The sequence below is a fragment of the Amycolatopsis sp. NPDC031561 genome (assembly GCF_055580625.1).
Genome location: NZ_JBVILA010000017.1, coordinates 149,844 through 173,587, shown reverse-complemented (window position 1 = coordinate 173,587; position 23,744 = coordinate 149,844). Strand labels below are relative to the sequence as shown.

At 69.5% G+C, this 23,744-nt stretch carries 28 protein-coding genes; 11 read left to right on the top strand and 17 right to left on the bottom strand.

The window, feature by feature from the left end; all coding sequences use genetic code 11:
- Positions 1 to 52 precede the first annotated feature (52 nt).
- Together ACZ5IK_RS29135 and ACZ5IK_RS29130 are read left to right on the top strand one after the other, a co-directional pair.
- The gene (locus ACZ5IK_RS29135) at positions 53 to 943 is read left to right on the top strand and encodes an alpha/beta fold hydrolase (protein ID WP_465490615.1); all 891 of its coding nucleotides are present in this window, start codon (positions 53 to 55) and stop codon (positions 941 to 943) included.
- Positions 933 to 1,493: a GNAT family N-acetyltransferase gene (locus ACZ5IK_RS29130; RefSeq protein WP_465490614.1), complete on the top strand. Its 561-nt coding sequence runs from the start codon at positions 933 to 935 to the stop codon at positions 1,491 to 1,493. Before ACZ5IK_RS29135 ends, ACZ5IK_RS29130 begins: the two co-directional genes overlap by 11 nt.
- Here ACZ5IK_RS29130 and cobA read toward each other — a convergent pair.
- The 6 genes from cobA to rpmB form a co-directional block, all read right to left on the bottom strand.
- Positions 1,478 to 2,698 carry a uroporphyrinogen-III C-methyltransferase gene (gene cobA / locus ACZ5IK_RS29125; protein WP_465490613.1) on the bottom strand — a complete coding sequence of 407 codons (1,221 nt, stop codon included), beginning with the start codon at positions 2,696 to 2,698 and terminating at the stop codon, positions 1,478 to 1,480. The two genes, ACZ5IK_RS29130 and cobA, sit on opposite strands and share 16 nt — an antisense overlap.
- A 54-nt stretch (positions 2,699 to 2,752) precedes the next feature.
- Entirely contained in the window at positions 2,753 to 3,160 is a 408-nt protein-coding gene (locus ACZ5IK_RS29120) for an ankyrin repeat domain-containing protein (RefSeq protein ID WP_465490612.1), read from the bottom strand.
- Between the two features lie 64 nt (positions 3,161 to 3,224).
- Positions 3,225 to 3,464, bottom strand: coding sequence for a 30S ribosomal protein S18 (gene rpsR / locus ACZ5IK_RS29115; RefSeq protein ID WP_101607580.1), 240 nt, complete (start codon positions 3,462 to 3,464; stop codon positions 3,225 to 3,227).
- The gene (rpsN, locus tag ACZ5IK_RS29110) at positions 3,458 to 3,763 is read right to left on the bottom strand and encodes a 30S ribosomal protein S14 (protein ID WP_101607579.1); all 306 of its coding nucleotides are present in this window, start codon (positions 3,761 to 3,763) and stop codon (positions 3,458 to 3,460) included. The genes rpsR and rpsN overlap by 7 nt, the downstream gene beginning before the upstream one ends.
- Positions 3,763 to 3,930, bottom strand: coding sequence for a 50S ribosomal protein L33 (gene rpmG / locus ACZ5IK_RS29105; RefSeq protein WP_005149953.1), 168 nt, complete (start codon positions 3,928 to 3,930; stop codon positions 3,763 to 3,765). The genes rpsN and rpmG overlap by 1 nt, the downstream gene beginning before the upstream one ends.
- Positions 3,930 to 4,166, bottom strand: a complete 237-nt coding sequence (gene rpmB / locus ACZ5IK_RS29100) for a 50S ribosomal protein L28 (protein WP_465490611.1) — start codon at positions 4,164 to 4,166, stop codon at positions 3,930 to 3,932. Before rpmB ends, rpmG begins: the two co-directional genes overlap by 1 nt.
- A gap of 84 nt (positions 4,167 to 4,250) precedes the next feature.
- Here rpmB and mrf point away from each other — a divergent pair, with 84 nt between their 5' ends.
- Genes mrf through ACZ5IK_RS29080 form a run of 4 tightly spaced genes read left to right on the top strand, consistent with a single transcriptional unit; the run spans position 4,251 to position 6,992 of the window.
- Entirely contained in the window at positions 4,251 to 5,504 is a 1,254-nt protein-coding gene (mrf, locus tag ACZ5IK_RS29095; protein WP_465490610.1) for a ribosome hibernation factor-recruiting GTPase MRF, read from the top strand.
- A complete protein-coding gene (locus tag ACZ5IK_RS29090) occupies positions 5,501 to 5,758 on the top strand; it encodes a type B 50S ribosomal protein L31 (protein WP_410657886.1) in 258 nt (85 codons plus the stop codon). The genes mrf and ACZ5IK_RS29090 overlap by 4 nt, the downstream gene beginning before the upstream one ends.
- Entirely contained in the window at positions 5,758 to 5,916 is a 159-nt protein-coding gene (gene rpmF, locus ACZ5IK_RS29085; protein ID WP_016334054.1) for a 50S ribosomal protein L32, read from the top strand. Before ACZ5IK_RS29090 ends, rpmF begins: the two co-directional genes overlap by 1 nt.
- Entirely contained in the window at positions 5,913 to 6,992 is a 1,080-nt protein-coding gene (locus tag ACZ5IK_RS29080) for a GTP-binding protein (RefSeq protein WP_465490609.1), read from the top strand. The genes rpmF and ACZ5IK_RS29080 overlap by 4 nt, the downstream gene beginning before the upstream one ends.
- Before the next feature lie 210 nt (positions 6,993 to 7,202).
- Here ACZ5IK_RS29080 and ACZ5IK_RS29075 read toward each other — a convergent pair whose 3' ends face one another.
- From ACZ5IK_RS29075 to ACZ5IK_RS29035, 9 genes are all read right to left on the bottom strand, one after another.
- Complete coding sequence (locus tag ACZ5IK_RS29075) at positions 7,203 to 7,895, bottom strand: DUF899 domain-containing protein (RefSeq protein ID WP_465490608.1); 693 nt, start codon at positions 7,893 to 7,895, stop codon at positions 7,203 to 7,205.
- On the bottom strand, positions 7,892 to 8,224 hold the full coding sequence (locus ACZ5IK_RS29070) for an ArsR/SmtB family transcription factor (RefSeq protein WP_465490607.1): 333 nt from the start codon (positions 8,222 to 8,224) through the stop codon (positions 7,892 to 7,894). The genes ACZ5IK_RS29075 and ACZ5IK_RS29070 overlap by 4 nt, the downstream gene beginning before the upstream one ends.
- Positions 8,214 to 8,645, bottom strand: a complete 432-nt coding sequence (locus ACZ5IK_RS29065) for an SRPBCC domain-containing protein (protein ID WP_465490606.1) — start codon at positions 8,643 to 8,645, stop codon at positions 8,214 to 8,216. Before ACZ5IK_RS29065 ends, ACZ5IK_RS29070 begins: the two co-directional genes overlap by 11 nt.
- 75 nt (positions 8,646 to 8,720) lie before the next feature.
- On the bottom strand, positions 8,721 to 10,121 hold the full coding sequence (locus ACZ5IK_RS29060; RefSeq protein ID WP_465490605.1) for a pyridoxal phosphate-dependent decarboxylase family protein: 1,401 nt from the start codon (positions 10,119 to 10,121) through the stop codon (positions 8,721 to 8,723).
- A complete protein-coding gene (locus ACZ5IK_RS29055) occupies positions 10,118 to 11,422 on the bottom strand; it encodes an MFS transporter (RefSeq protein ID WP_465490604.1) in 1,305 nt (434 codons plus the stop codon). The genes ACZ5IK_RS29060 and ACZ5IK_RS29055 overlap by 4 nt, the downstream gene beginning before the upstream one ends.
- A gap of 35 nt (positions 11,423 to 11,457) precedes the next feature.
- A complete protein-coding gene (locus ACZ5IK_RS29050; protein ID WP_465490603.1) occupies positions 11,458 to 12,417 on the bottom strand; it encodes a sphingomyelin phosphodiesterase in 960 nt (319 codons plus the stop codon).
- 17 nt (positions 12,418 to 12,434) lie between these two features.
- Positions 12,435 to 14,456: a neutral/alkaline ceramidase gene (locus ACZ5IK_RS29045; RefSeq protein WP_465490602.1), complete on the bottom strand. Its 2,022-nt coding sequence runs from the start codon at positions 14,454 to 14,456 to the stop codon at positions 12,435 to 12,437.
- Positions 14,457 to 14,636: 180 nt separating this feature from the next.
- On the bottom strand, positions 14,637 to 15,662 hold the full coding sequence (locus tag ACZ5IK_RS29040) for an LLM class F420-dependent oxidoreductase (RefSeq protein ID WP_465490601.1): 1,026 nt from the start codon (positions 15,660 to 15,662) through the stop codon (positions 14,637 to 14,639).
- Positions 15,663 to 15,674: 12 nt separating this feature from the next.
- The gene (locus ACZ5IK_RS29035) at positions 15,675 to 16,595 is read right to left on the bottom strand and encodes an oxygenase MpaB family protein (RefSeq protein WP_465490600.1); all 921 of its coding nucleotides are present in this window, start codon (positions 16,593 to 16,595) and stop codon (positions 15,675 to 15,677) included.
- 102 nt (positions 16,596 to 16,697) lie between these two features.
- Here ACZ5IK_RS29035 and ACZ5IK_RS29030 point away from each other — a divergent pair, with 102 nt between their 5' ends.
- Positions 16,698 to 17,291, top strand: a complete 594-nt coding sequence (locus ACZ5IK_RS29030; RefSeq protein ID WP_465490599.1) for a TetR/AcrR family transcriptional regulator — start codon at positions 16,698 to 16,700, stop codon at positions 17,289 to 17,291.
- Here ACZ5IK_RS29030 and dmpG read toward each other — a convergent pair.
- Positions 17,282 to 18,316, bottom strand: coding sequence for a 4-hydroxy-2-oxovalerate aldolase (gene dmpG / locus ACZ5IK_RS29025; RefSeq protein ID WP_465490598.1), 1,035 nt, complete (start codon positions 18,314 to 18,316; stop codon positions 17,282 to 17,284). The two genes, ACZ5IK_RS29030 and dmpG, sit on opposite strands and share 10 nt — an antisense overlap.
- Complete coding sequence (locus ACZ5IK_RS29020) at positions 18,313 to 19,215, bottom strand: acetaldehyde dehydrogenase (acetylating) (protein WP_465490597.1); 903 nt, start codon at positions 19,213 to 19,215, stop codon at positions 18,313 to 18,315. Before ACZ5IK_RS29020 ends, dmpG begins: the two co-directional genes overlap by 4 nt.
- A 41-nt stretch (positions 19,216 to 19,256) precedes the next feature.
- Between ACZ5IK_RS29020 and ACZ5IK_RS29015 the strand changes: the two genes are divergently transcribed.
- From ACZ5IK_RS29015 to ACZ5IK_RS29000, 4 genes are all read left to right on the top strand, one after another.
- Positions 19,257 to 20,024 carry an IclR family transcriptional regulator gene (locus ACZ5IK_RS29015; RefSeq protein WP_465490596.1) on the top strand — a complete coding sequence of 256 codons (768 nt, stop codon included), beginning with the start codon at positions 19,257 to 19,259 and terminating at the stop codon, positions 20,022 to 20,024.
- Between the two features lie 89 nt (positions 20,025 to 20,113).
- On the top strand, positions 20,114 to 21,949 hold the full coding sequence (locus ACZ5IK_RS29010) for a glycosyl transferase (protein ID WP_465490595.1): 1,836 nt from the start codon (positions 20,114 to 20,116) through the stop codon (positions 21,947 to 21,949).
- Between the two features lie 24 nt (positions 21,950 to 21,973).
- Positions 21,974 to 22,816, top strand: a complete 843-nt coding sequence (locus ACZ5IK_RS29005; RefSeq protein WP_465490594.1) for a DUF4397 domain-containing protein — start codon at positions 21,974 to 21,976, stop codon at positions 22,814 to 22,816.
- The gene (locus ACZ5IK_RS29000; protein WP_465490593.1) at positions 22,806 to 23,393 is read left to right on the top strand and encodes a class F sortase; all 588 of its coding nucleotides are present in this window, start codon (positions 22,806 to 22,808) and stop codon (positions 23,391 to 23,393) included. Before ACZ5IK_RS29005 ends, ACZ5IK_RS29000 begins: the two co-directional genes overlap by 11 nt.
- Positions 23,394 to 23,744 lie beyond the last annotated feature (351 nt).

Genomic DNA, 23,744 nt, shown 5'->3' with positions numbered 1-23,744 from the left:
GCTTTCCTGGTACTACCGGTGAGTACCGACGATCGACGAAGGACGGTGGGATATGAGCCCGGCCAGCAGCGCCACCGCGGTCGCCGACCTGCCCGCACTGATCCCTGGACGGCGGGAGCGGGAACGCTCCTCGCGGCCGATCGAACTCTCGGGATCCTTCACCCATGAAGGGCATCGGCTCGCGTACACCGAGTTCGGCTCCGGCGACCGGGTGGTCGTCCTCACCCACGGGATCATGCTGACCAGGCGGATGCACGCCCCGCTCGCGCGCAAGCTGGCGCGTGCCGGTTTCCGGGCCGTGACGCTCGACCTGCTCGGCCACGGTGACTCGGACCGGCCCACCGACTCGTGGCTGTACTCCATGCCCGCGTTCGCCGAGCAGACCGTCGCGCTGCTCGACCACCTGGACATCGACGCCGCCGTCATCGGCGGGACGTCGCTGGGCGCCAATGTCGCGCTCGAAGTCGGTGTCGCCGCTCCCGAGCGCGCGCTCGGGCTGATCGTCGAGATGCCCGTGCTGGACAACGCGATCGTCTCCGGGCTGATCACGTTCGCGCCACTGCTCATGGCCGCCCGGTTCCTGCCGGTGACCGTGCAGGGCGTGGCGCTGGCGGCGCGGCTCGTCCCGCACGGCAACCAATGGATCGACGTGGTCACCGACACGCTTTCCCAGCAGCCCGCGCCGATGGCCGCGCTCCTGCACGGCGTGCTCTTCGGCCGGATCGCGCCGCCCAAGTCGATCCGGCGGAAGATCGCGACGCCGGCCCTGGTCATCGGGCACGAACGCGACCCGATCCACCCCTTCGGCGACGCCGACACGCTGGCAGCGGACATGCCGGAGGCCGAGTTCGTCCAGGCCCGCAGCCCGGTCGAACTGCGTTTCGACCCGAGCCGCCTGACCGAGGCCATCACCGACTTCTCGGCGCGCTGTCATGACCGTTGAACCGGCGCCGACCCGGGACACGGGCGCGGAGGAGATGCGGACCGGACGGCTGGTCCTGCGCCGTCCCGCGCCGGAAGACCTCGACGCGATCTTCGCCCTTCACACCGATCCGGAGGCCTGCGCGCACAACCCCTCGGACCTGCTGGAGACGCGCAAGGAGGCGGAACTGCTGCTGCTCCGCTGGTCGCACCAGTGGGACCGGTACGGGTTCGGGTACTGGACGATCCGGCGGCAGGACTCACCGGAACCGCTGGGGTTCTGCGGGGTGAAGATCGTCGGTTACCGGCGACGGGCGGTCCTGAATCTCTTCTACCGACTCTTCCCGTCCGCTTGGGGTGCCGGGTACGCCAGTGAGGCCGCCGCCGCGGCGGTGGACTGGGCGCGCGCCCACCGGCCGGACGACCTCGTGATCGCCCGCGTCCGGCCGGAGAACATCGCGTCGCAGCGGGTGGCCCAGCGGGCGGGCCTCGTCCGGGCGGAGGAATTCGACATCCCCGGCGACGACGGGGCCGACTGGTTCTACACCTCGGACGGCTACGAGAAAGGCTGAGCCAGCCCCGCCACCGGACCGAAGACGATCACCGCGGGCGGCCGCACCCCGGCCGCCGCGGCGTCCTCGACCACACTGTCCAAAGTAGAGCGAAGAACCCGCTGCGTGCGCATCGTGCCGTCCTCGACGATCGCCACCGGTGTGTCCCCGGGCCGCCCCTCCAGCAGCGCCTTCGTGAACAGCGGCAGGCGTTCGACGCCCATCATCAGCACGATCGTGCCGCGCATCTTCGCCAGCAGATCCCAGTCCACCAGCGACTTCTCGTCGCCCGGCGCGACATGGCCGGACACCACCACGACCTCGTGGGCGACGCCGCGGTGGGTCACCGGGACGTCCGCGGCGGCGGGCACGGAGAAGGCGCTCGTGATACCGGGGACCATCGTCACCGGGATGCCCGCTTCGGCGCAGGCGAGGACTTCCTCGAACCCGCGGCCGAACAGGTACGGGTCGCCGCCCTTGAGCCGCACGACGAACTTGCCCGCCTTGGCCCGGTCGATCAGGGTCGAGTTGATCACGTCCTGGCTGGCCGCGCGGCCGTACGGGATCTTCGCGGCGTCGACGATCTCGACGTGGGGCGAGAGTTCGTCGAGCAGCTCTCGCGGGGCCAGCCGGTCGGCGACGACGACATCGGCCCTGGCGAGGAGGCGTCGGCCGCGGACGGTGATCAGTTCCGGATCACCCGGGCCACCGCCCACCAGCGCGACACCGGGAAGCTCGTCACGAGCGTCCGGCACGCGGCCGTCGGCGACGGTGCCGGCGCGGAGGCCGTCGAGGATGCTGTCCCGGACCGTGGCCGACCGCAGCGGCTCGCCGCCGGAAAGGACGCCGACCAGCAGCCCGCCGTGCCTGCCCGAAGCCGGGGTGACCGCGCTACCGCGCTCTCCGTCGTCGGCGCGGACGCAGAACACCCGCGCCCGTTCGGCCTCGGCACAGATGGCGGCGTTGACCTCGGGGTCGTTCGTACACGCCAGCGCGTACCAGGCGTCGGTGAGGTCGCCGTCGGTGTAGCGACGCTCGTGCCAGACGATCTCCCCGGCGTCGGCCATCGCGCTTACCGAAGGCGTGGTGTGCGGCGAGACCAGTTCGACCCGCGCGCCGGCGCCGATCAACCGCGGCAGACGGCGCTGGGCGACCGTCCCGCCGCCGATCATCACGACACGACGGCCTGCCAGGTCGAGGCCGGAGAGGTAGTGCGGGTCATCCATGCGGGGCAGTGTAAAGAGACAGCCGCCCCCACCGCGATCCGAGTGAGAACCGCCTCAGCTCTCGAGCAAGGCCAGCAGTTCGGTGTTGCCGAACATCCTGGCCGCGTCGATCGCCGACGGCTCCCCCGCCCTCGGGTCCGCGCCGCCCTTGAGAAGCGCCTTCACGACCTCGGGCACGTTCTTGAACACCGCGCCGGCGAGCGGGCTCTGCCCCTTGTCGTTCTCGCGGTTCGGATCGGCGCCGCGCTCGATCAGCGCGGCGACGGTCTCCGCGTGACCGTGGTACGCGGCGAGCATGACCAGCGTGTCGCCCCGGTCGTTGGTCAGGTTCGCCGAGATGCCCGCGTCGACGTACGCGGTGAGCTCGGCCGTCGCGCCGGAACGGGCGAAGCCGAACACCTTCGCCCACAGCTCCAGCAGTTCGGGATCGAATTCCTCGGCCTGTCCGGGGTTCTCCGTCATGCGGCCGATTCTTCCACAGGAGCCGCGGTCCGGGCGGCTTGTCGCACCGCCCGGACCGGTGGCGTCAGCGGCCCGCGTTGGGGTAGGGCAGCAACGCCATCTCACGGGCGTTCTTGATCGCCGTGGCGACCTGCTTCTGCTGCTGGGGCGTCAGCCCGGTGACCCGGCGGGCGCGGATCTTGCCGCGGTCGGAGATGAACTTCCGCAGCAGGTCGGCGTCCTTCCAGTCGACCTCGGTGATCTTGTTGGCGTGCAACAGGTTCGTCTTCCGCTTGACGGGGCGGTCCCGGTTCGGCTTCACCAGCTCGACTTCGTGACGCCGGGCAGTTCGCCGTTGTGCGCCATCTGCCGCATCCGGACCCGCGAGAGCCCGAACTTCCGCAGGTAGCCGCGCGGGCGGCCGTCGGCGGTGTCGCGGTTGCGGATCCGGGTCGCGCTGGCGTCACGCGGCATCGCCTGCAGGGCCGACACCGCGGCCGCCTTCTCCTCGGACGACGCGGACGGCGAAGCGATGGTGGCCTTCAGCTCACGGCGGCGTTCGACGTAGCGCGCCGCGATCACCTTGCGCTGCTCGTTCTTGGCGATCTTGGACTTCTTGGCCATCAGCGCTCCTCCTTGAACTCGACGTGCTTGCGCGCGACCGGGTCGTACTTGCGCAGCACCATGCGGTCCGGGTCGTTCCGGCGGTTCTTCTTCGTGACGTACGTGTAGCCGGTGCCCGCGGTCGAGCGGAGCTTGATGATCGGCCGGATGTCGGTGCTCTTGGCCATCAGAGCTTCACCCCTTTCGCGCGGAGCTCGGCCACGACGGCCTCGATCCCCCGCTTGTCGATGGTCTTCATGCCCTTCACCGAGACCCGCAGCCGGACCCAGCGCCCCTCGCTCGGCACGAAGTACCGCTTGGCCTGCAGGTTCGGCTCCCAGCGCCGGGACGTGCGCCGATGCGAATGCGACACCTGCTTCCCGTAGCCCGGTTTACGGCCGGTGACCTGGCACACGGTGGACATACACCCTCCCAAGTTGATATCGGTTGTCGTTTTCATTTACTCTACACAGCCGAACCACAACGCCCTCGACGCCCCGGAGCTTCAGTGACCGACAACCCCCGCGTGCCCCTCGTCCTGATCAGTGGCCTCGCACCGGGACCGAACGCCGACCTCGCCGAGCGGCTGCGCCTCGCCGAGCCCGGCACCGCCGTCGTGCACCACGACCTGAGGCAGATCCACTCCGGCGTGGTCCGACGGCGGATCCGGCTCGGCGACCGCGACCAGCTGACGGTCCTCGAACTCGCGCACGGCTGCGTCTCCTGCACGCTGCGCGAAGACCTCCTGCCGTTGCTGCGCAAGCTTTCGCAGATGCCGCAGGTGCGGCGCATCGTGGTCCGGCTCGACGAGGCCATGGAGCCCGAACCGGTCAGCTGGGCGCTGCGCAACGTCCTCGTCGGCGAGCGGCCGGTGATCGAGGACGTCGACCTCCAGGCCGTAGTGGCCGTCGTCGACTGCGCCGGCTGGCTGGCCGACAGCACCGGAGACGACACGCTGGCCGAGCGGAACCTGCTGGCGAGCCCCGAGGACGAGCGCACCGTCGCCCAGGTCGCGCTGGCACAGGTCGAGTTCGCCGACCTGCTCGTGCTGGCCGGTGCGGCGACCGACGCCTGGTCCGCGGCGAAGGCGTCGGCCGTGCTCGACCGGGTCGCCCCGTCGATCCCCCGCGTCGAACTGTCCGCCGTGGACGGCGAGACCCTGCTCGACGCCGTCCCGGCCGGAGCCCGGCGCGGCGAGGTCACCGACATGCACGGCCCGCTGCTGCGCGGCGAACCGCCGGTGCACACCGACTGCGGGATCGGGCTGCTCACCTTCACCTCGCAGCGCCCGTTCCACCCGGAGCGCCTCCACGACGCGATCGACGTCCTGCTCGACGGCGTCGTCCGGAGCCGGGGCCGGCTCTGGGTGGCGAGCCAGCCGGACATGGCGCTCTGGATCGAGTCGGCGGGCGGCGGGCTCGGGATCGGGCACGCCGGGGCATGGCTCGCCGCACCCGACGGGCCGGACTGGGCCGACGTCTCCCCGGAACGCCGCACGCTCGCCTCCCTGCGCTGGGACCCGCTGTTCGGCGACCGCGCGCAGGAACTGGTCGTCGTCACCGATCAGGCCACGCCCGACGAGGTCGAGGCCGCCCTCAACGGCGCGCTGCTGACCGACGAAGAACTCGCCGCCGGGGAACAGGAGTGGCTCCGCTACCCGGATCCGTTCGGCGAGTGGCACGAAGAACCGTGTGAGGACACGGAAACCGACCCTGAGAAGCACGACGTGAATGTGTCGAACCGAAAGGACGAAACGCAGTGAAACCGGGAATCCACCCCGACTACCACCCCGTGGTGTTCAAGGACCTCTCCACCGGGGACGCCTTCCTGACGCGGTCCACCGCGACGTCGGAGCAGACCATCGAGTGGAGCGACGGCAACACCTATCCGGTGGTGAACGTCGAGATCAGCTCGTGGTCGCATCCGTTCTGGACCGGCACCCAGCGGATCATGGACAGCGCGGGCCAGGTCGAGAAGTTCCACCGCCGCTACGGCCGCCGAGGAGGTGCGAAGTAATGGCCGTCCCGAAGCGGAAGATGTCGCGCAGCAACACCCGGTCCAGGCGCTCGCAGTGGAAGGCGGCCGTGCCGGATCTGGTGCCGATCAAGGTGAACGGCGAGACGAAACTCGTGCCGCGCAAGCTGATGAAACACTTCCACGAAGGTGGGAAGTGACGACGCCGGTCACGGTGCTTTCCGGGTTCCTCGGCGCGGGCAAGACGACCGTGCTCAACCACGTCCTCGCCAACCGCGAAGGACTGCGAGTGGCGGTGATCGTCAACGACATGAGCGAGGTCAACATCGACGCCGCGCTGGTGCGGGACGGGAACAGCCTGTCCCGCACCGAGGAGCGGCTCGTCGAGATGACCAACGGGTGCATCTGCTGCACCCTGCGCGACGACCTGCTGGAAGAGGTCTCGCGGCTCTGCGCGGACGGCAGGTTCGACTACCTGCTCATCGAATCGAGCGGGATCTCCGAGCCGATGCCCGTGGCGGCGACGTTCTCCTTTCTGGACTCCGCGCGGCTGGACACGATGGTGACCGTGGTCGACGCGGTGAACTTCGAGCGGGAACTGGCGGCCGGGGACGCGCTGACCGAACGCGGGCTGGACCAGTACGAGGACGATGGGCGGACGGTCAGCGATCTGCTGATGGACCAGATCGAGTTCGCGGACGTCCTCTTGCTGAACAAGGCGGATCTCGTACCGGCCGACTCCCTTGAACAGTTGACGGCGGTGCTGCGGCGGCTCAATCCGGCGGCCGAGGTCGTCGTCTCGACACACGGCCGGGTCCCCCTCGGCAGAGTGCTCGGCACCGGGCGTTACGACATCGAACGGGCGCAGGAAGCACCTGGCTGGGTGGCAGAGCTCAACGGCGATCACGTTCCGGAGACCGAGGAGTACGGGATCTCCAGCGTGGTCTTCCGCGCCGGGCGGGCGTTCGATCCGGAACGGCTGTGGGACTTCGTCGGCAGGCTCGGCTCCGGGGAGTTCGGGACGGTCCTGCGGTCGAAGGGGTTCTTCTCGCTGGCGTCGCGGCCCGGGGTGACCGGGTTGTGGTCGCAGGCCGGATCGGTCGCCCGGTTCGAACCGCAGGGAGTCGAGGAGGTGCCGCGGCAGGAACTCGTGTTCATCGGGGTGGGGCTGGAGAAGGACGACCTGCTGGACTCTCTCCGGGGTTGCTTGTCCGATGTGGACGCTTTGGCGGGTGCGGATCCGTTTCCGGAGTGGGAAGCGGTGCACGTTCACTGAAGTGTCATGACTGGTGGCGATGGGGTGAAGAGCCATCCGCCCCCGGCTTGCCACTCGACGTAGCTGGTGAGCGCGAGATGTCGCCCAGAGTGAGGCGGACTGTGTGGATTTCTGGTCATCCAACGCACCAAAATCCACACAGTCGGCGTCCTGCTGCCGGTCGGTCGCGTGTCATGCCGGCCAGTCAACCGAGCCGAACGTCCGGCTACGTCACCCCGAGCAGCAGCCGCCCGCGGGCGCGGCCCCCTCGTAGGCGTCGTGCCAGTTCCACCACTCGTAAGGCGGAGTCTGCGGATACCCCTCCGGCGAGTCCTCCCACTCCTCCTGCCGCCCCAGCGCGGTGATGTCGAGGTAACTCCACGTGCCTCCCATCACCTCGTCACCGCGATCGTTGACGAAGTACGTGCGGAACACCTGGTCACCTTCGCGGATGAAAGCGTTGGTTCCGTGCCATTCGCCGACGCCGTGATCGACGTCGAAGTCGCCGGTGATCGTGTACCACGGCATCGTCCAGCCCATCCGCGCCTTCAGCCGCGCGATGTCCGGTTGCGTGCCCCGCGAAGCGAAGGCCAGCGTGGTGTCGCGAGCGTTCAGGTGCGCGACGTGCGCGACCTGATCGGCCACCAGTGAGCAGCCTTTGCAGGCGTGGTCGGGGAAACCCTCCACGCCGGGGTCGAAGAAGGCCCGGTAGACGATCAGCTGCCGCCGCCCTTCGAACAGGTCGAGCAGCGCCACCTTGCCGGACGGGCCATCGAACTCGTACGGCTTTTCGACCGCGACCCAGGGCATCCGCCGCCGCTCGGCCGCCAGGGCGTCACGGGCGCGGGTCAGCTCCTTTTCCTTGACCAGCAGCCGAAGTCGCGCTTCTTCCCACTCGGCCGGGGTGACCGTCTTGCCCTTCATGAACCCTCCAGGTGCTCTTTCAGAGCCGCGAGCGGCCCGTCCCAATCTCGGGCGAGCGCGGCGAGGAACTGCTGGGCGACCCTCATCGGGGCCGAGCGTAGCCGGTATCGAACGCGGCGCCGCTCCCCTTGCTCCGGGGTCACCAGCCCGGCTTCGGTGAGGAGCGCGAGATGCTTGGCGATGGCCTGCCGCGTGATGGGCAGCCGATCGGCCAGATCGGTCGCCGTCGCGGCACCGCCCGAGGCGAGGGTGGCGAGGATGCTCCGCCTGCTCGGGTCGGCCAGTGCGACGAAGACCTGTTCGGCGATCGCTTCGGTGTCAGGCGGCATCGAGGTATTCGATCAGTTCGCCCAACTCGGCCGCCCACCCCTTCGTGTTCCCTTCGAACGCGACACTGTGGGCATCGTCCGGAAGCTGGGAGAAGCCAGACTCGACGACGGTGAGCCGCGTGCCCGCATCGACCGGTTCGAGGGTGAACTCGACATAGGTGCGACGAGGATCGTCGTCGGGCAGGCCGTAGATGTTCCAGGTGAAGCCGAAGATCTCCGGCTCTTCGACGCGCTCCACGCGCATATGCGCCTGGTGCCCCTCATCCCATTTCATCTCGGCGTCACCACCGGGCCTCAGGTCGATGCTCGCCTGGTTCCCGAACCAGGTGCCCAGCCCTTCGGCCGTGGTCAGCGCGGCCCAGACCTTCGCGGGCGGATGGGCGATCTCGACGGTGCGTTCGATGCGGTCGGGAAATCCCATGACGGCCTCCTCAAATAGCAATCAGTCGGTTGCTATAACTTTGTATAGCAACCGACTGATTGCGTCAAGGCCGGATCAGGAAGCCGTGTACAGCGCGCCGAGGAACTCCAGCAGGAGCCGTTCCCGCAGCGGACCGGGTGCCGTGGCCAGCAAGGCGTTGATCTCCGCCATCCGGGTGGGCAGTCCCGCGTCGCCGCCGAGCCCCGCAGCCGCCAGCAACCCGGCGAACTGCTCCGGCGTCAAGGTCGCGGGGTCCAGCGCGGCGACGAACTCCGCCACCTGCGAGTCGACGACGACCGGTCCGGACTCCTTGGCGGCCACGACCGAAGCGGCGAGGCTGTCGAGGAACTCGTCTTCGATGCCCCGGTTCGCCGCGGTCACGGTCAGGTGCAGGTTCGCGGGCGACGACTCGTGGGCGAACTGGGGCTGGACGTACCAGCCGCGCTCCCGCATCTCGTCCGCGACGGTGAACAGGTCGAACCCCGCGCCGGGCTCCACGGTGAACGCGAGCAGGGTCGACACCGGATCGCCGAGGACACGCAATCCCTCCAGCGCCTCGATTCCGGCGCGGATCTCGACGGCCGCCGCACGCGCGGCCGAAGCCAGCTTCCCGTAGCCCTCGTCGCCGACATGGCGCACGACCGCCCACGCCGCGGCGAGCGGACCACCCGAACGGGTGCTTTGCAGCGTGGTGTTCAGCATTGTGTAGCCGGGCCAGTCCGCGCTGGCGAAGTACTGCGGCCGGCGCAACCCCGCGTCGGCGTGCAGGAGAACCGACACGCCTTTCGGGCAGTAGGCGTACTTGTGCAGATCCACCGACACACTGGTGACACCGGGAACGTCGAAGCCGAACGGGCCGGGTTCCAGGTACGGCAGCACCCAGCCGCCGATGCAGGCGTCGACGTGGAACCGGACGCCGTCCAGCAGCGCGGCGATCTCCGGGATCGGGTCGAGGACGCCGTGGGCGTACGACGGCGCGCTCGCCACGACGAGCACCGTGGTGTCGTCGACCGCCGCGGCCATCGCCTCGGGCACGGCGCGGAAGGTCACCGGATCGACCGGTACCGCGACCACGCGGACCCCGAAGAAGTGCGCCGCCTTGTGGAACGCGGCGTGCGCGGTCGTGGGCAGCACGATGCTCGGCGACGCCACGCCCGGACGCGCGTCGCGGGCGGCCAGGACGGCGAGCATGCACGACTCCGTGCCGCCCGAGGTCACCGAACCGACCGTCTCCGCCGTCCCGCCGAGCAGGCGCGCGGCGGTACCGACGAGGTCGTTCTCCATCCGCAGCAGGCTGGGGAAGGCTGTCGGGTCGAGGCCGTTGGCCGACGACGCCAGCGCGTGCGCCGCCGCGCCCAGTTCGTCCACTTCGGACAGACCACTGTCGTAGACATACGCGAGTGTCCGGCCACCGTGTGTCGGCAGGTCCCCCGCGCGCAGTTCCCGCAACTCCCGGAGAATGTCCTCGGCGGTCACGACCGGCGCTCCAGCACCGACTTGCGCAGCAGCGGGATACCGAGCGCGATCAGCACGGCAGGCAGGATCGACGCGCCGAACAGGATCGCCGTGAGCGCGCTGTCCGGCTGCGCGGCGTCCGCGCCGAGCCCGGACTGATAGCCACCGAACTGCAGCACCAGGCCCCAGATCCCCGGCCCGAGCGCGAGGCCGAGCGTCTCCGACGCCGTCCAGACACCGGCGGCGACCCCGGCCCTGGTCTCACCGGTCCGCTCCTCCTCGTCGCTGATCAGGTCCGGCAGGATCGCCAGCGGGAACACCGAGATCCCCGCGTACCCGACACCGCAGAAGGCGACGAACACCATCGTGACGGGGATCGGGAACACCTTGGCGCCGAGCAGGCCGAGGAGCCCGATGGCGAACGCGGTGGTGGCGAGCCGGAACCCGGCCAGCTTCCCCACGGTCGCGCCGAGTTTGGGCCACAGCGGCATGGTCAGGAGTGCCGGGCCGACGAAACCGACGAACAGGAGCGTCGAGTAGCCGGAGCTGCCGAGGATCCGCTCGGCGAAGAACGGGATCGCGGCCAGCACGGTGCCGATGCCGAGCGCCTGGATGAAGTAGACGCTCAGCAGCCAGCGGAACGGCCGCCACTGCGCGAGGGTCCGGAACAGTTCACGCGGGCTCACCGTGTTCGGCCGCAGCGCGCCGACCGGCGCGTCCTTCAGCCCGAAGTACACGCCGAGGGTCGCCAGCAGGATGATCGCGGCGATGAACACGCCCATCACCCGGTAGCCCGCGATCCCGCCGACGAGTTCGGTGATCGCCGGGGCCCCGCCGCCACAGATCAGGATGGCGACCGCGAGGAACCCGATCCGGATGCTGGTCAGTTTCGTCCGCTCGTCCGCCGAGTCCGTCAGCTCGGCGGGCAGCGCGTTGAACGGCACCTGGAAGAACGCGTACGCGGTGGCGCACAACAGGAACACGACGACGACGTAGATCGCGTCGGGCACCGGGCCGCCGAAGCCCGGATGCGCGAAGAGGGCCGCGAAGAGGATCGAGACGCCGATGCCGCCGAAGAGCAGGAACCGGCGGCGACTGCCGGTGCGGACCATGTCCGCGTCCGACAGCCTGCCCGCGATCGGGTTGAAGAGCACGTCCCATGCTTTGGGAACGAACACGATCAGGCCGGCCACACCCGCCGCGACGCCCATCGTGTCGGTGAGGTACTTCAGGAGGAGCAAGCCGGGAACCGTCCCGAACGGGCCGGTGACGAACGAGCCGAGCGAGTAGCGATACCTCGTCCGTGCTGGCAGGGCTGCCAATGATCCTCCTCGAGGCGATTCTCCCGATGAAGGCCTCAGTATTGGATCTTGGCCACCACCGGGTAGTGGTCGGAGGGAATCGTGCCACCGTCGTAATGCACGAGCTGTACCGGGCCGACAGCGGCGAGTGGGCGGCCACCCGCCTGCACGGCTCCGACGTAGTCGAGCGAGTCCCGGTAAGTCGCCGGAACGGACTTCGCGGCGTTCGGGTTCGTCGCGGCGTCGAAGGTGTACGCGCCTGCGCCGGCCGTGCGGAGGACACCGCCGAGGAAGGCTTCACCCTGCTGGACCTGGGTCCGGCCTTGCGCGTCCTTGCGCCCCTGTCCCGCCCAGTACTCGATGTTCAGGTCGCCCGCGATCACGACCGGCTCGCCGACCGGCGCGTATTTCGTGACCAGGTCCCGGATCTCGCCCAGTTGGGCCATCCGGATGTCGTGCGCCTTCGGCAGCGTCTCCGGCCCCTCGTCGGCCTGCATGTGGGTGCCCGCGATCCAAAGCGGCTTCCCGTTCACGACCAGCCGGGCGAGTGCGGCGCCCTTGTTGGAGAGGTAATCCGCCGTGCCCGAGTAGGAATTGCGGAAGACCAGCTGGTGCTGTTCGGTCACCGGCGCCTTGCTCAGCACGGTGACCCCGCCGTTGACCACGATGGGTGAATTCGAGCAGTTCCCGTTGACCGTGGTCCAGCCCGGCGACGTCTTGCAGTACTGGCCGACGAGCGGGGTCTGGTGCGGCCAGACGTCCTTCAGCCGGTTCCGCATCTCCTCCGCCTGCGCGCTGAACGCCTCGTCCAGGACGACGACGTCGGCGTCGTTCGCGCGGATGACGGCCTCGGCCGCGCTGGCCCTCGCCTGCTTGTCCGAGGTGTTCGGGCTGGCGATCCACGGCAGCTGCCAGATGTTGAAGGCCATGACCTTCACCGAGACCGCGGCTTGGGCGGGGACGGCGGTTCCGGCGAACATGGCGGCGGCGATGGCGAGTACGGCGAGCTTCCGCACGAATGACCCTTCCGATGTCAGGAGACGACGAACGTCCGGGAAGTCCCGCTGAACGCGGAGATCGCCCCGTTCCAGCCGTTCTTCCAGTTGCCGAAGTGGACCACGCGGTATTTGCCGATCGGGGCGTTCGCGGGGATCTTCCAGTGGACGACGGCTTTCGATTCGGCGACGAACGTCCTCGCCCAGTGGTACTTGGTGTCCCAGTCGCCGTCGTCGGCGTGCCGGATCCACTTGCCGTCCACCAGCCGCTGGATCTCGAGGAACGTGCCGCCGCGCCGGAGGTCGTTCTTCGGATGGCCGGTGACGAACTCGACGGCCACCTGCTCGCCGCGCGCGTAGGTGCTCTTCGCGTCGACCAGGACGTCGCCGAAGGACTTGAACGCGGGCGCGCTGTCGAAGACGACCCCGGGCTGGAAGTTGATCAGCTTGCCGCGCAGGTCGCGCGGCGTCGGCCCGTGCGGCACCGTCCGGCCCGCCTTCATCGCGGCCGCGAGCTTGGCGAATTCCTGCTGGTACGCGGGAAGCGTGTACCGGCCGTAGAGGGTCGACGCGCCTTCGTACTGCTGCGAGTCGTACTCCTCGGGCGTGGTGACGTACTGGCTGTAGGCATTGGAGTAGCCCTGGACGAGCACGTTCTCCAGCGGGACGCCGAGTTCGGCTGCGACGGTCCGGCGCAGGCGCAGCCCGGAGACGATCGTCAGTTCGGCGGGCACGGCCACGAGGTGCAGCTGTCCGATCCGGACGATCTGCAGCGGCAGGACCTCCGGCGTCCACGGGTACGGCTTCATCGCGCCGAACGGGACGGCGACCACCTTCGGCGCCTGCGCGTCGGCGAGTGCCTGCGGGATCGGCGCGTCGATGCCGCCGAGCCAGTCGATGAACGGGTTCTTCACGCCTTCGGGGAGCGGCAGGCCGGGGCCGTCTTCACGGCTTCCCGCCAGCATCGACACCCCGATCGCGGCCGTGCAGGTGTGCTGCGGCCGCCCGTTCGGCGTGTACTTCGCCTCGACCGCGACGTCGGACATGTCGACGTAGCACATCCGGTGGTCGACACCGCCGGTCACGGCTTCGGCGGCCGCGTCGAAGGCACTCTTCGCCGCGCGGAACTGGAGGTCGCCGATGGTGCGGGTGTTCTCGAACTCCGTCTCCGGCGTCCCCGGCGAGAGATTCAGGTTCGGGCTCATGTCGCCGGTGTTGGTCTGCGGGAACGCGGCGACGAACCGCGGATTCCCGTCGAGGTAACGCACGCCGGCGTGGTCGTGCTCCCACTCGTAGGCGGCGTACCCCTTGTTGTCGCCGCTGATCAGGTGGTTGCCGTTGCTCATCGACGTGCCGTGCGTGGCGAACCAGCTGATCGCGCCGACGTCGGCGCCGTTCTGGCTGAACCGCAGCACCGTGACGGCCGGGTCGATCGCCTGCGGGAAGTGGTCCTTGTCCGCCTTCGGGTTCAGGTCGAAGGCCTTGCGGGAGCGGTTGACGCTCGCCTTGGTCAGTTCCGCGCGGCCGAGCCGGATCGACCCGGGTGCGAGGTTCGCGTGCGCCCGGCTGATGGCCTCGAAGATCCCGTCGACGACGGCGTCGTAGACCTCCTGCTGGAACCCGAGGATCGCCAGATCGTAGGCGGCGTAGTGGGAATCGCCGCCGCACGCGGAGTGGGTGTGCGTCGCGTTGAGGAGCACGTTCTGCTCGGTGTAGAGCTCGCCGTAGGCGGCTTGGAGCTTGCGCATCACGCCCTGGTGGACGGACTGGAACAGGGCACCGAGGTCGGCCGTGACGAACGCGATCCGCTTGGCGCCGTCGTCGACCACGAAGGCCCGGGCGCGGGTGCGGAGGTGGATGCCGGCGGTCTGCTGCTGCGGCATCGAGTAGCCCATCATGCCGTTCTCGGCGGCGGGGCCGGTGACGTCGGAGATGCCGACGCCGACACGGAAACCCTGCTGCCGTGGCGTTTCCGCCCGCGCGCTCTGGGCGCCGAGCACGCCCGCCGCGACCGGCAAGGCCGCCGCACCCGCAAGAACCCGCCTCCGGCTCACCGCCATGAGATGTACCTCCCGGCCACGAACATGAACCGACTTCACGTTCGTGGCGGGGACGCTACGTGATGGGCCTCACGGTCGCAACCCACGAACGGCCGGGGCTGAAGGGGACTTTCCCCGCATGCGACGCGACGAAGGGCGCTTTCCCCGCATGGGATGCGGGAAAGCGCCCTTCAGCTCCAGCTACGAGAGGGTGTCGGCGACCTTCGCGAGCGTGGCGGCATCGCCCCTCAGCAGCAAGGTGGTCACCACGGTCTCCTCCCAAGCGGCCAGTTCGTCACGGATCTTCTCCGCCGGCCCGATCAGCGAGGTGTCCTCGACCAGCGACGTCGGGATCGCGGCGATCGCTTCGTCCTTGCGCCCGGCCAGGTACAGCTCCTGGACCTTGTCGGCGACGTCCTCGTATCCCATCCGGGCGAAGACGTCGTGGTGGAAGTTGACCGCTTTCGCCCCCATGCCACCGATGTAGAGCGCCAGCGACGGCTTGATCCAGCTCGCGGCCTCCTCGACGTCGTCGTGGACGAGCACCGGGACGGACGCCGCGACCTCGAAGTCGTCGAAACCGTGCCTGGCTTCTGGGCGCGAGAAGCCCTCTTGCAGCGCCGTCCGATAAAAGGCGTCGCTCTTGGGCGAGAAGAACAGCGGGAGCCAGCCGTCGCAGATCTCCGCCGACAGCGCCACGTTCTTCGGCCCCTCGGCGGCGAGGAAGATCGGGATCTCCTTGCGGAACGGGTGCACTGTGGACTTCAACGCCTTGCCGAGCCCGGTTCCGCCCTGCAGCGGCAACTGGAAGTGCTGCCCGTCGTGGGTCACCGGCGCTTCACGCGCGACGACCTTCCGCACGATGTCGACGTACTCGCGGGTGCGGGCCAACGGCTTCGGATAGGGCTGCCCGTACCAGCCCTCGACCACCTGCGGCCCGGACGCGCCGAGCCCGAGGACGAACCGGCCGCCGGACAGATGGTCCAGGGTCAGCGCGTGCATGGCCGTCGCGGTCGGGGTGCGCGCCGACATCTGGACGATGTTGGTGCCGAGCTTGATCCGGCTGGTCGACGCGCCCCACCAGGCGAGCGGGGTGAAGGCGTCCGAACCGTAGCCCTCGGCGGTCCACACGGAATCGAAGCCGAGTTCTTCGGCCTTCAGCACCGCGTCCAGCGCGCCCTCGGGCGGACCGGAGGACCAGTAACCGAGGTGGTAACCCAGCTTCATCGAGGCTCCTAATCAGACGTTCGGCGAGTAGTGCTCGGGTTTGCCCCGCTCCGATAGCGGCGGAAGGTTCCTCGCGGGAGTCTCGACCAACGGCGCGTCCGTGGCCAGTTCGCCACGCTCCCGGCGCCAGCCCGCCCTCGCACGGGGGTGGTAGCGACGATCCCGCGGGACCAGCCTGAACGCCGCGTTGATCAGTTTCCCGGTCCGCCGGTGCCGTCGTTCGTCGCGTTCGGTCCAGGTGTACCCGAGCCGTTCGCGGATCGGCGGGTCGTACAACCCGACGGTCAGCCAGACGAAGTTCCGCGCGACCTGCCCGCGCACGAGCTTCCACGCGAAATCCGGCAGCCACGGCAGGAAGTGCGGCTTCGGGAGGTCTTTGATGTCGAGGACGTCGCGCGTGGCCTTGTTGTCCTCCAGGACGTCCTCGCACATGCGCTTCCAGTACAGCTGGAAGTCCTCCCACGACTCCGGCACCGGCCGCATGCTCATGCCGTACATCTCGTACCACTGCACGTGCTCGTCGAACAGCTTCCGCTTCTCGGCCTCGCCGATACCGCCGACGAAGTTGTCGGCGATGAGGATCGCGCTCATGAAGAACGTCGAATGCGCCCAGTAGAAGGTGTCCGGGTTGAGCGCGTGATAGCGGCGCCCCTGTTTGTCGATGCCCTTGATCCGATCGTGGTAACCGCGCACTTCCAGCGCGGTCTGCCGGGCACGCGGTCCGTCGTAGATCACTCCCCCGATCGGGTACAGCGAGCGGAACAGCCGTTGCCAGCGCTCCTCGAAGAACCGGGAATGCTCCTCGACGCCCGCGCCCAGCTCGGGGTGCATGTTCTGCATGGATCCGGCCCAGAGCGCGATGAGCAGCCCACGCCAGTCGCCGAAGTACTTCCACGTCAGCGAATCCGGTCCCAGCGGCCGCGGCTGTGTCATCCCCGGTCTCCTCAATGAGCTGGTTAAATTGACCACAACTGTTGTCAGGTTAAAGTTGACAACAGCCGTAGTCAACATCGCATTCAGGACGAGGAGCCGATCATGGCCGGCCGCAGCTGGGCAGGCACGACCCTGGACGACCGCAAGGCCGCGCGGCGGGAACAGCTCGTCGACGCGGGCCTCGACCTGCTCGGCACCCAGGGCAGCGCCGGGGTGAGCGTCCGCGCGGTGTGCCGTCACGCCAAGCTGACGGAGCGGTACTTCTACGAGAGCTTCACCGACCGCGAGGAACTGGTCGTCGCGGTCTACGAGCACATCGGCGAGCAGGCTCGACAGGCCCTCGTCGACGCCGTCAGCGACACGGCAGAACCCGCGGAACGGGCGAAGGCCGCCGTCCGCGCGTTCGTCGGATTGATGCTCGACGACCCGCGCAAGGGCCGCGTGCTCCTCCTCGCGCCGATCACCGATCCCGCGCTGACCACGCGCGGGATCGCGCTCCTCCCCTCGTTCGCGGAACTGGTCAGCGGGCAGTTGTCCCACGGCGACGCGGCCGAACGGCAGATGATCTCGATCGGGCTGGTCGGCGCGTTGAGCAACGTGTTCATCGCCTATCTCGACGGCTCGCTCAAGGTGAGCCGCGAGCGCCTGATCGACCATTGCGTCCGCCTCGTGCTCGGCGCCGACGCTCAGTCCTGATCCCGCTCGGCGGCCAGTTGCAGGGCGATGTCGATGATCATGTCCTCCTGCCCGCCCACGTACTTCGCGGCACCGACGCGGTAAAGGATTTCGTGCGCCGGGACTCCGTAGCGCTCGGCGGCGCGCTCCGCATGCAGCAGGAAACTCGAGTACACCCCCGCGAAGCCCTGCACGATCGACGACCGGTCCATCACCGGCAGCCGCGTGATGTAGGGCTTCACGACGTTCTCGGCCGCGTCCATCAGCACGTCCTTGTCGACGCCGGTGCGGATCCCGAGCCGTTCGAACGTCGCCGCGAGGACCTCGGTCGGCGAGTTCCCCGCGCCCGCGCCGAGCGCCACGAGCGAACCGTCGATCTGCCGGGCGCCCGCGCGATGGGCGAGCACCGAGTTCGCGACGCCGAAGCTCAAGTTCTGGTGACCGTGGTAGCCGACCTGCGCCTGGTCGCCGAATTCCGCCACCAGCGCGGCGACGCGGTCGCCCGCGTCCTCCAGGATCAGCGCGCCCGCGGAGTCGACGACGTACACGCACTGGCAACCGGCGTCGACCATGATCCGGCCCTGTTTCGCCAGCGCCTCCGGCGTGGACATATGGGACAGCATCAGAAAACCGACCGTCTCCAGTCCGAGGTCCCGCGCCGCGCCGAAGTGCTGGACGGAGACGTCGGCCTCGGTGCAGTGGGTCGCGATCCGGACCGCGCCCGCGCCGAGATCGGCCGCCGCCCGCAGGTCCCCGACCGTGCCGAGTCCCGGCAGGAGCAGCACCGCGATCTTCGCGTGGCGTGCCTCGTCGACCGCGGCGGCGATCAGCTTCCGTTCGTCGACCAGGGAGAAGCCGTAGTTGAACGTCGAGCCGCCGAGCCCATCGCCGTGGCTGACCTCGATCAGCGAGATCCCGGCGTCGTCCAGTGCCCGGACGGTGTCGCGCACGTTCTTTTCGGTGAACTGGTGCGCCATCGCGTGGCTGCCGTCGCGCAGGCTCGTGTCGACCAGCCGGACCGCGCGATCGATCTCGTCCCACTTCACGCCGCCACCCCCTGAGTGGCCAGCAGGTCGCCGACCCGGGCGGCCGCGGCGGTCATGATGTCGAGGTTCCCGGCGTACTTCGGCAGGAAGTCCCCGTTCCCGGCGACCTCCAGGAAGACCGCGACCCGCGCCTGCCCGCTCCAGCCCTGCCGGGGTGGGTCGTACTGTGGATCCGCCTTGAGCGTGTAGCCCGGCACGTATCCCTGGACGGTCTCGACCATCCGGTGGACGGATTCGGTCACCGCGTCGAAGTCCGCGTCGGGGTCGATCGCGCAGAAGACCGTGTCGCGCATGATCATCGGCGGTTCGACGGGGTTGATGATGATGATCGCCTTGCCCCGGCTCGCTCCCCCGACGAGCTCGATCCCGCGCGCGGTCGTCGCGGTGAACTCGTCGATGTTCGCCCGGGTGCCGGGCCCGGCCGAGCGGGACGAGACGGACGCGACGATCTCGGCGTAGGGCACCGGCGTCACCCGGGACACCGCGTGCACGATCGGGATGGTGGCCTGGCCGCCGCAGGTGATGAGGTTGACGTTCGGCACGTCCAGCCGTTCGGGCAGGCCGACGGCGGGGCAGGTGAACGGGCCGACCGCGGCCGGGGTCAGGTCGATCGCGCGGATCCCGGCGGTGGCGTAGCGCGGCGCGTTCGCCAGGTGGGCCTTCGCCGAGGTCGCTTCGAAGACCAGGTCCGGCAGTTCGTCGCGGGACAGCAGCCAGTCGACGCCCCCGGCGGAGGTCTCCAGTCCCAGTTCGGCGGCCTTCGCCAGCCCGTCCGAGTCCGGGTCGACGCCGACCATGTACCGCACCTCGACGTGGTCGCTGCGCCTCAGCTTCGCGAGCAGGTCGGTTCCGATGTTCCCGGGACCGACGATCGCGGCCACCGCTTTCCGTTGCGCCATGTCAGGTGACGCTTCCCGAGCGGATAGGGCACACTCAACCCATGCGTGCCGCTGGGCGGAACGACGACCCGGAACGAACCGGAGCGGACGGCCTCGTCGCCGCCCGTGTCACCGCGCTGCTCTCGGCCTTCCGTCCCGGCGACGACGCCCTCGGCGTTTCCGAGCTGGCGCGGCGGACCGGCCTGGCGAAGTCGACCGTCCACCGGCTCACCGGTCACCTGGTCGCGACCGGGCTGCTCGAACGCGAGGACTCGGCGCTGCGGCTCGGGCTGAAGCTGTTCGAGATAGGCCAACTGGCGGTACGGCGCCGTGGACTGGTCGAGGCGGCGCGCCCGTACCTCGCCGATCTTCGCGAGGCGACCCGGAACACCGTGCATCTCGCGGTCCTGGAAGGCACCGAGGTCGTCTATCTCGACATCCTGCGCGGACCGGACGCACCGTCGCTGCCGTCCCGGATCGGCGGCCGCTTTCCCGCGCACGCCACCGGTGTCGGGAAAGCGATCCTCGCGTTCTCTCCGGAATCCTTTGTGGCACAGGTGATCGACGCCGGTTTGCCCCGCGTCAGCGCCCGGACGATCACCGCCGCCGGGCTGCTGCGCCGTCAGCTCGCCAAGGTCCGCGGCGACGGGATCGCGTTCGAACGGGAAGAGTCCGGCGTCGGCGTCGTCTGTGCCGCGAGCCCGTTGCTCGACGCGAAAGGCGTTGCGGTGGCGGCGTTGTCGATCTCCGGCTGGGCGAATCGCATGCACACCAACCGCGTCGCGCCCGCTGTCCGCACGGCCGCGTTGGCACTCTCTCGTAGTCTGTAAGAAATTCTCCACTCCCGCGCGGTTTCGCGCCCGGATGGAGCAGTCGCTAACCCTTACCGGAGCGAAAATTCGGGACTACGCTTTCGCGGGTGGCCCAGCACCGGGGGGACGCGCCACCGGGCCGAGCCCCCGCCAGTACCGACGGCCGTCGCCGGGTGGAGACGGCCGCCAGGCGCTTGCTGTCCATCGACGTCGTCCTCACCCTTCTCGTGGTCACCGGTGGCGTGCGCGTCCTCGATCTGGCGTCGACGGCACCTGCTCCCGCCACCGAACCGGCGACCGTCGCCCACGTCTTCGCCCTGAGCCACCTCACTTCCTTCACCGGCACCGGCGGCACCGGGACCTCACCGTTCGGCTGGGCGCAGCTCGCCGGGTACGCGCTGGTGTCGCGAGCGTTCGAGCGAAACCTCGTCCCGGTCACGGCGGTCCGCGAGACGATGGTCGTCGCGGCCGTGCTGTGCGCGGTCCTGCTGTGGATCCTCGCGCGGCGACTGGGTCTGCCGTTCTGGGCGGCGACCACGGCCGTCGTGCTGATGGCGGTGTCGCCGCTCGCGATCGGGCTGCAGCGGGTGGCGATCGTCGAGCATCTCGCCGTCACCTGGGTGCTGGCCGCACTCGTCCTCGCCGCGACACCCCGCGAGCGAGCACGGCCATGGCACGACGTCCTGGCCGCGTTGTGCCTGCTCGCGGCCGTGCTCACGGCACCGCTGGCCCTGCTGGCGCTTCCCGCGGCGGGCTGGCTTCTCGTCCGGCGGCGTGAGGATTCGCGGGTCGCGTTCACCGCGGTGGTGTTCACACTCGGTCTCGGCATCGCTTTCGGCCCGGCGGGCCCGGCGCTGCGCCCGGAACTACCCGAACCGGGGCCGCCGGGTATCGCCACCTGGGTCGCGCTGGATCCGGTGTTCGTCGTGCTGTCGATGGTCGCGATCGTCGCCGGGATGGTCCTGCCCCGCACCCGTCCGCTCGCCGTGTCGGCACTGCTGATCGCCGCTGTCCTCGCCTTGCCCTCGATCCCCGTCGAACTCCCTCTCGCACTCCTGATCCCGCTGACGCCGCTGCTCATCGCCGAGGTCGCGGCCACGGTCGCGGCGGGCAGGCCGCCCGCCGGGCACCGCCTGGTCCCGATGCGCCATCCCGTGTCCGCCCTCGTGCTGGCCGCGGTGCTGACCCTCGTTTCGGTCGCCGGATGGGTGCACGGTTTCGGCAGGCTGAGCTCGGAGCCGTCCGGCGGGGTCGCGCTCACACAGGCGCGGGAATGGTTGCGGGACAACGCTTCCGGCGCTGTCGTCCTGGTCGACGACGCGAGCTGGACCGAACTCGCCGCACACGGCTGGCCGACCGGTTCCCTGATCACGATCGGCTCTTGCGCGGCGACCTGCGCGACCCCGGAGTGGGCCGTGCTGACCGCCTCCGGACAACGCGACGGGCCGCGCTTCCCGGCCGCGTCGGCGTTTCTCGCCGGTGCCGCCAAAGTCGCCGTCTTCGGCTCGGGACCGGACGCGGTCACCGTCTCCCGTGTCGGCGAATCAGCGGATCCGCTCGGCGAGACCGAGGAGTCCGGAGCCCGCACCCGCGCCGGTGCGGCCTTGGCGTCGTCGAAGCAGGTTCAGTGCGAGGGACGCACTCGCGACGCGCTGAACGCGGGCAAGGTCGATCCTCGGCTCATCGCCACCGTGGCCGCCCTCGCCACCTTCCGGCCCATCCGCCTGGTCGACTTTCCTTCCGCCACCGGCGAAGTCGCCGCAGGTCAGCCACTACGTCGTCTGGTCGTCTCCGGTAACGACGAAGCCGCCATCGCCGACTTCTACACAGGCCAGCGCGCCACCTTCGAACCCGCGTCCGTCACCCGGGTGCCGGGCGGGGTGCTCGTGACGTACCCGCTGTTCCCGCCGCCCGGGCTGCTCACGCCGTTCTCCGCGCCCTGATCCCGGCAACGAAAGGTCCCCGCCATGCGTCCCCTCACGACTCTGCTGAGACCCGCCGGCGTGTTCGCCGCCGCTCTGCTGTTGCTCGGCGGTCTCCCGCTCACCGCGAACGCCGCCCCCGGTCCCGGTGTCGGCTGGATCCGCGTCGGCCACCTCTCCCCCAAGGTCCCGCCGGTCGACGTCTACTTCGCCGCCTTCGGCAAGGCCGAGAAGGTCGTCGTCCGCAAGGCGGGCTACGGCGCGGTGACGCCGTACTCCTCGGTGACTCCCGGCGCGTACACCGTTTCGATGCGGCCCGCCGACGCGGCCGCGTCCTCTCCGCCCGCGCTGAGCGCGACGATCGAGATCAAGGAAGCGAGCGCGTACTCCCTGCTGGTGTTCGCGAACGGACCCGGCGGCGGCCTGAAGGGCGATCTGGTCCAGGACGACCTGACCGCACCCGCGGCGGGCAGCGGGCGGGTGCGCGTCGTCCAGGGTTCGGCCGCGCTGACCCCGGTCAGCGTTGCCGGGCCGGACGGGAAATCCGTGGCGAACGACGCCGCGTACGGCGTCACGACGCCCTACATCGACCTCCCCGAGGGACGCTGGCCGCTGAAGCTGACCTCCGGTGGCGCCTCGTCGGAGTCCACAGTGGACGTCAAGGCCGGGTCGACGACCAGCCTGCTGGTGACGGAGAACGGAACCGGGTTGAAGACCGAGCCGATCGCCGACGGCGCCACCCTGCCGGACCCGCCGAAGCTCGGCGTCGAGACCGGTGGCGGCGGGACGTCCTCGGATTCCTTGCCATGGTGGACTTTCGCGGCGCTCCCGGTGCTGGCCGCGCTGGCCCTCCTGGCGATCCGGCGGCGCCCGGCGCATGATCGCTGACCGTGCCGTATTCGTCCTCTTAGGACTCGCCGCGCTCACCGCTTGCGCGCCCGCCGCGACCCCTCCACCTCCGGCGGCGACGGTCGCGCCCGCGGTGTCCGGCCCGCTTCCGTTGCCCGCGAGGGCCGAGGTGTCACCGGTCCGGCTGACCATCCCGGCGATCGGGTTCGATCAGACCGGACTGATCCCGCTCGCGCTCGGCGCCGCGGGCGAACTCCAGGCGCCCGAACGGTTCTCCGACGTCGGCTGGTACGAGGACGGTCCGGTGCCGGGCGACCCCGGCCCCGCTGTCCTCGCCGCGCACGTCGACTCGCGCACGGGACCGGCGCCGTTCTTCCGGCTGCGCGAACTGCGCTCCGGCGACGAAGTGCGGGTCTCGCGGTCCGACGGCGGCGACGTCGTGTTCCGGGTCGACTCGGTCCAGCGCTACCCGAAGAACGAGTTCCCGACACAGGCCGTCTACGGACCCGCGCCGGGGAGCGCGCTCCGGTTGATCACCTGCGGTGGAAGCTTCGACGCGGCGAAACGGTCCTATCGGGACAACGTCGTCGTGTACGCCTCACAGCGCTGGGACTAGCGAGGGGAAGGGCAAACATGTCATGTCTGCGGGGCGCCAGTCATTCCCCGAGTGTCCACAGGGGACACTCTCTGGCAGCTGGATGTCCGATTGATGGCTAGATGTTCTATTTTCGAGAAGGTCGTGAGTGACAAAGAGGGTTATTGCCAGGTAAGTCAAAGGTGGCGTGTTCGTGGGCGAATCCGGTGACGGGATGAAGGTGTTCTTCGTCGCGTCCGATGCCGAGCAGCTGTGTCGCGAAAGCCACTTTCGGGACATCAGACGTCGCGAAAGTGGCTTTCTCAACACCCCGAGGAGGAAAACGTGGCGCCCCCCGTTGGTCCGGAAACTCCACCCCCAGCAGAAAACCCC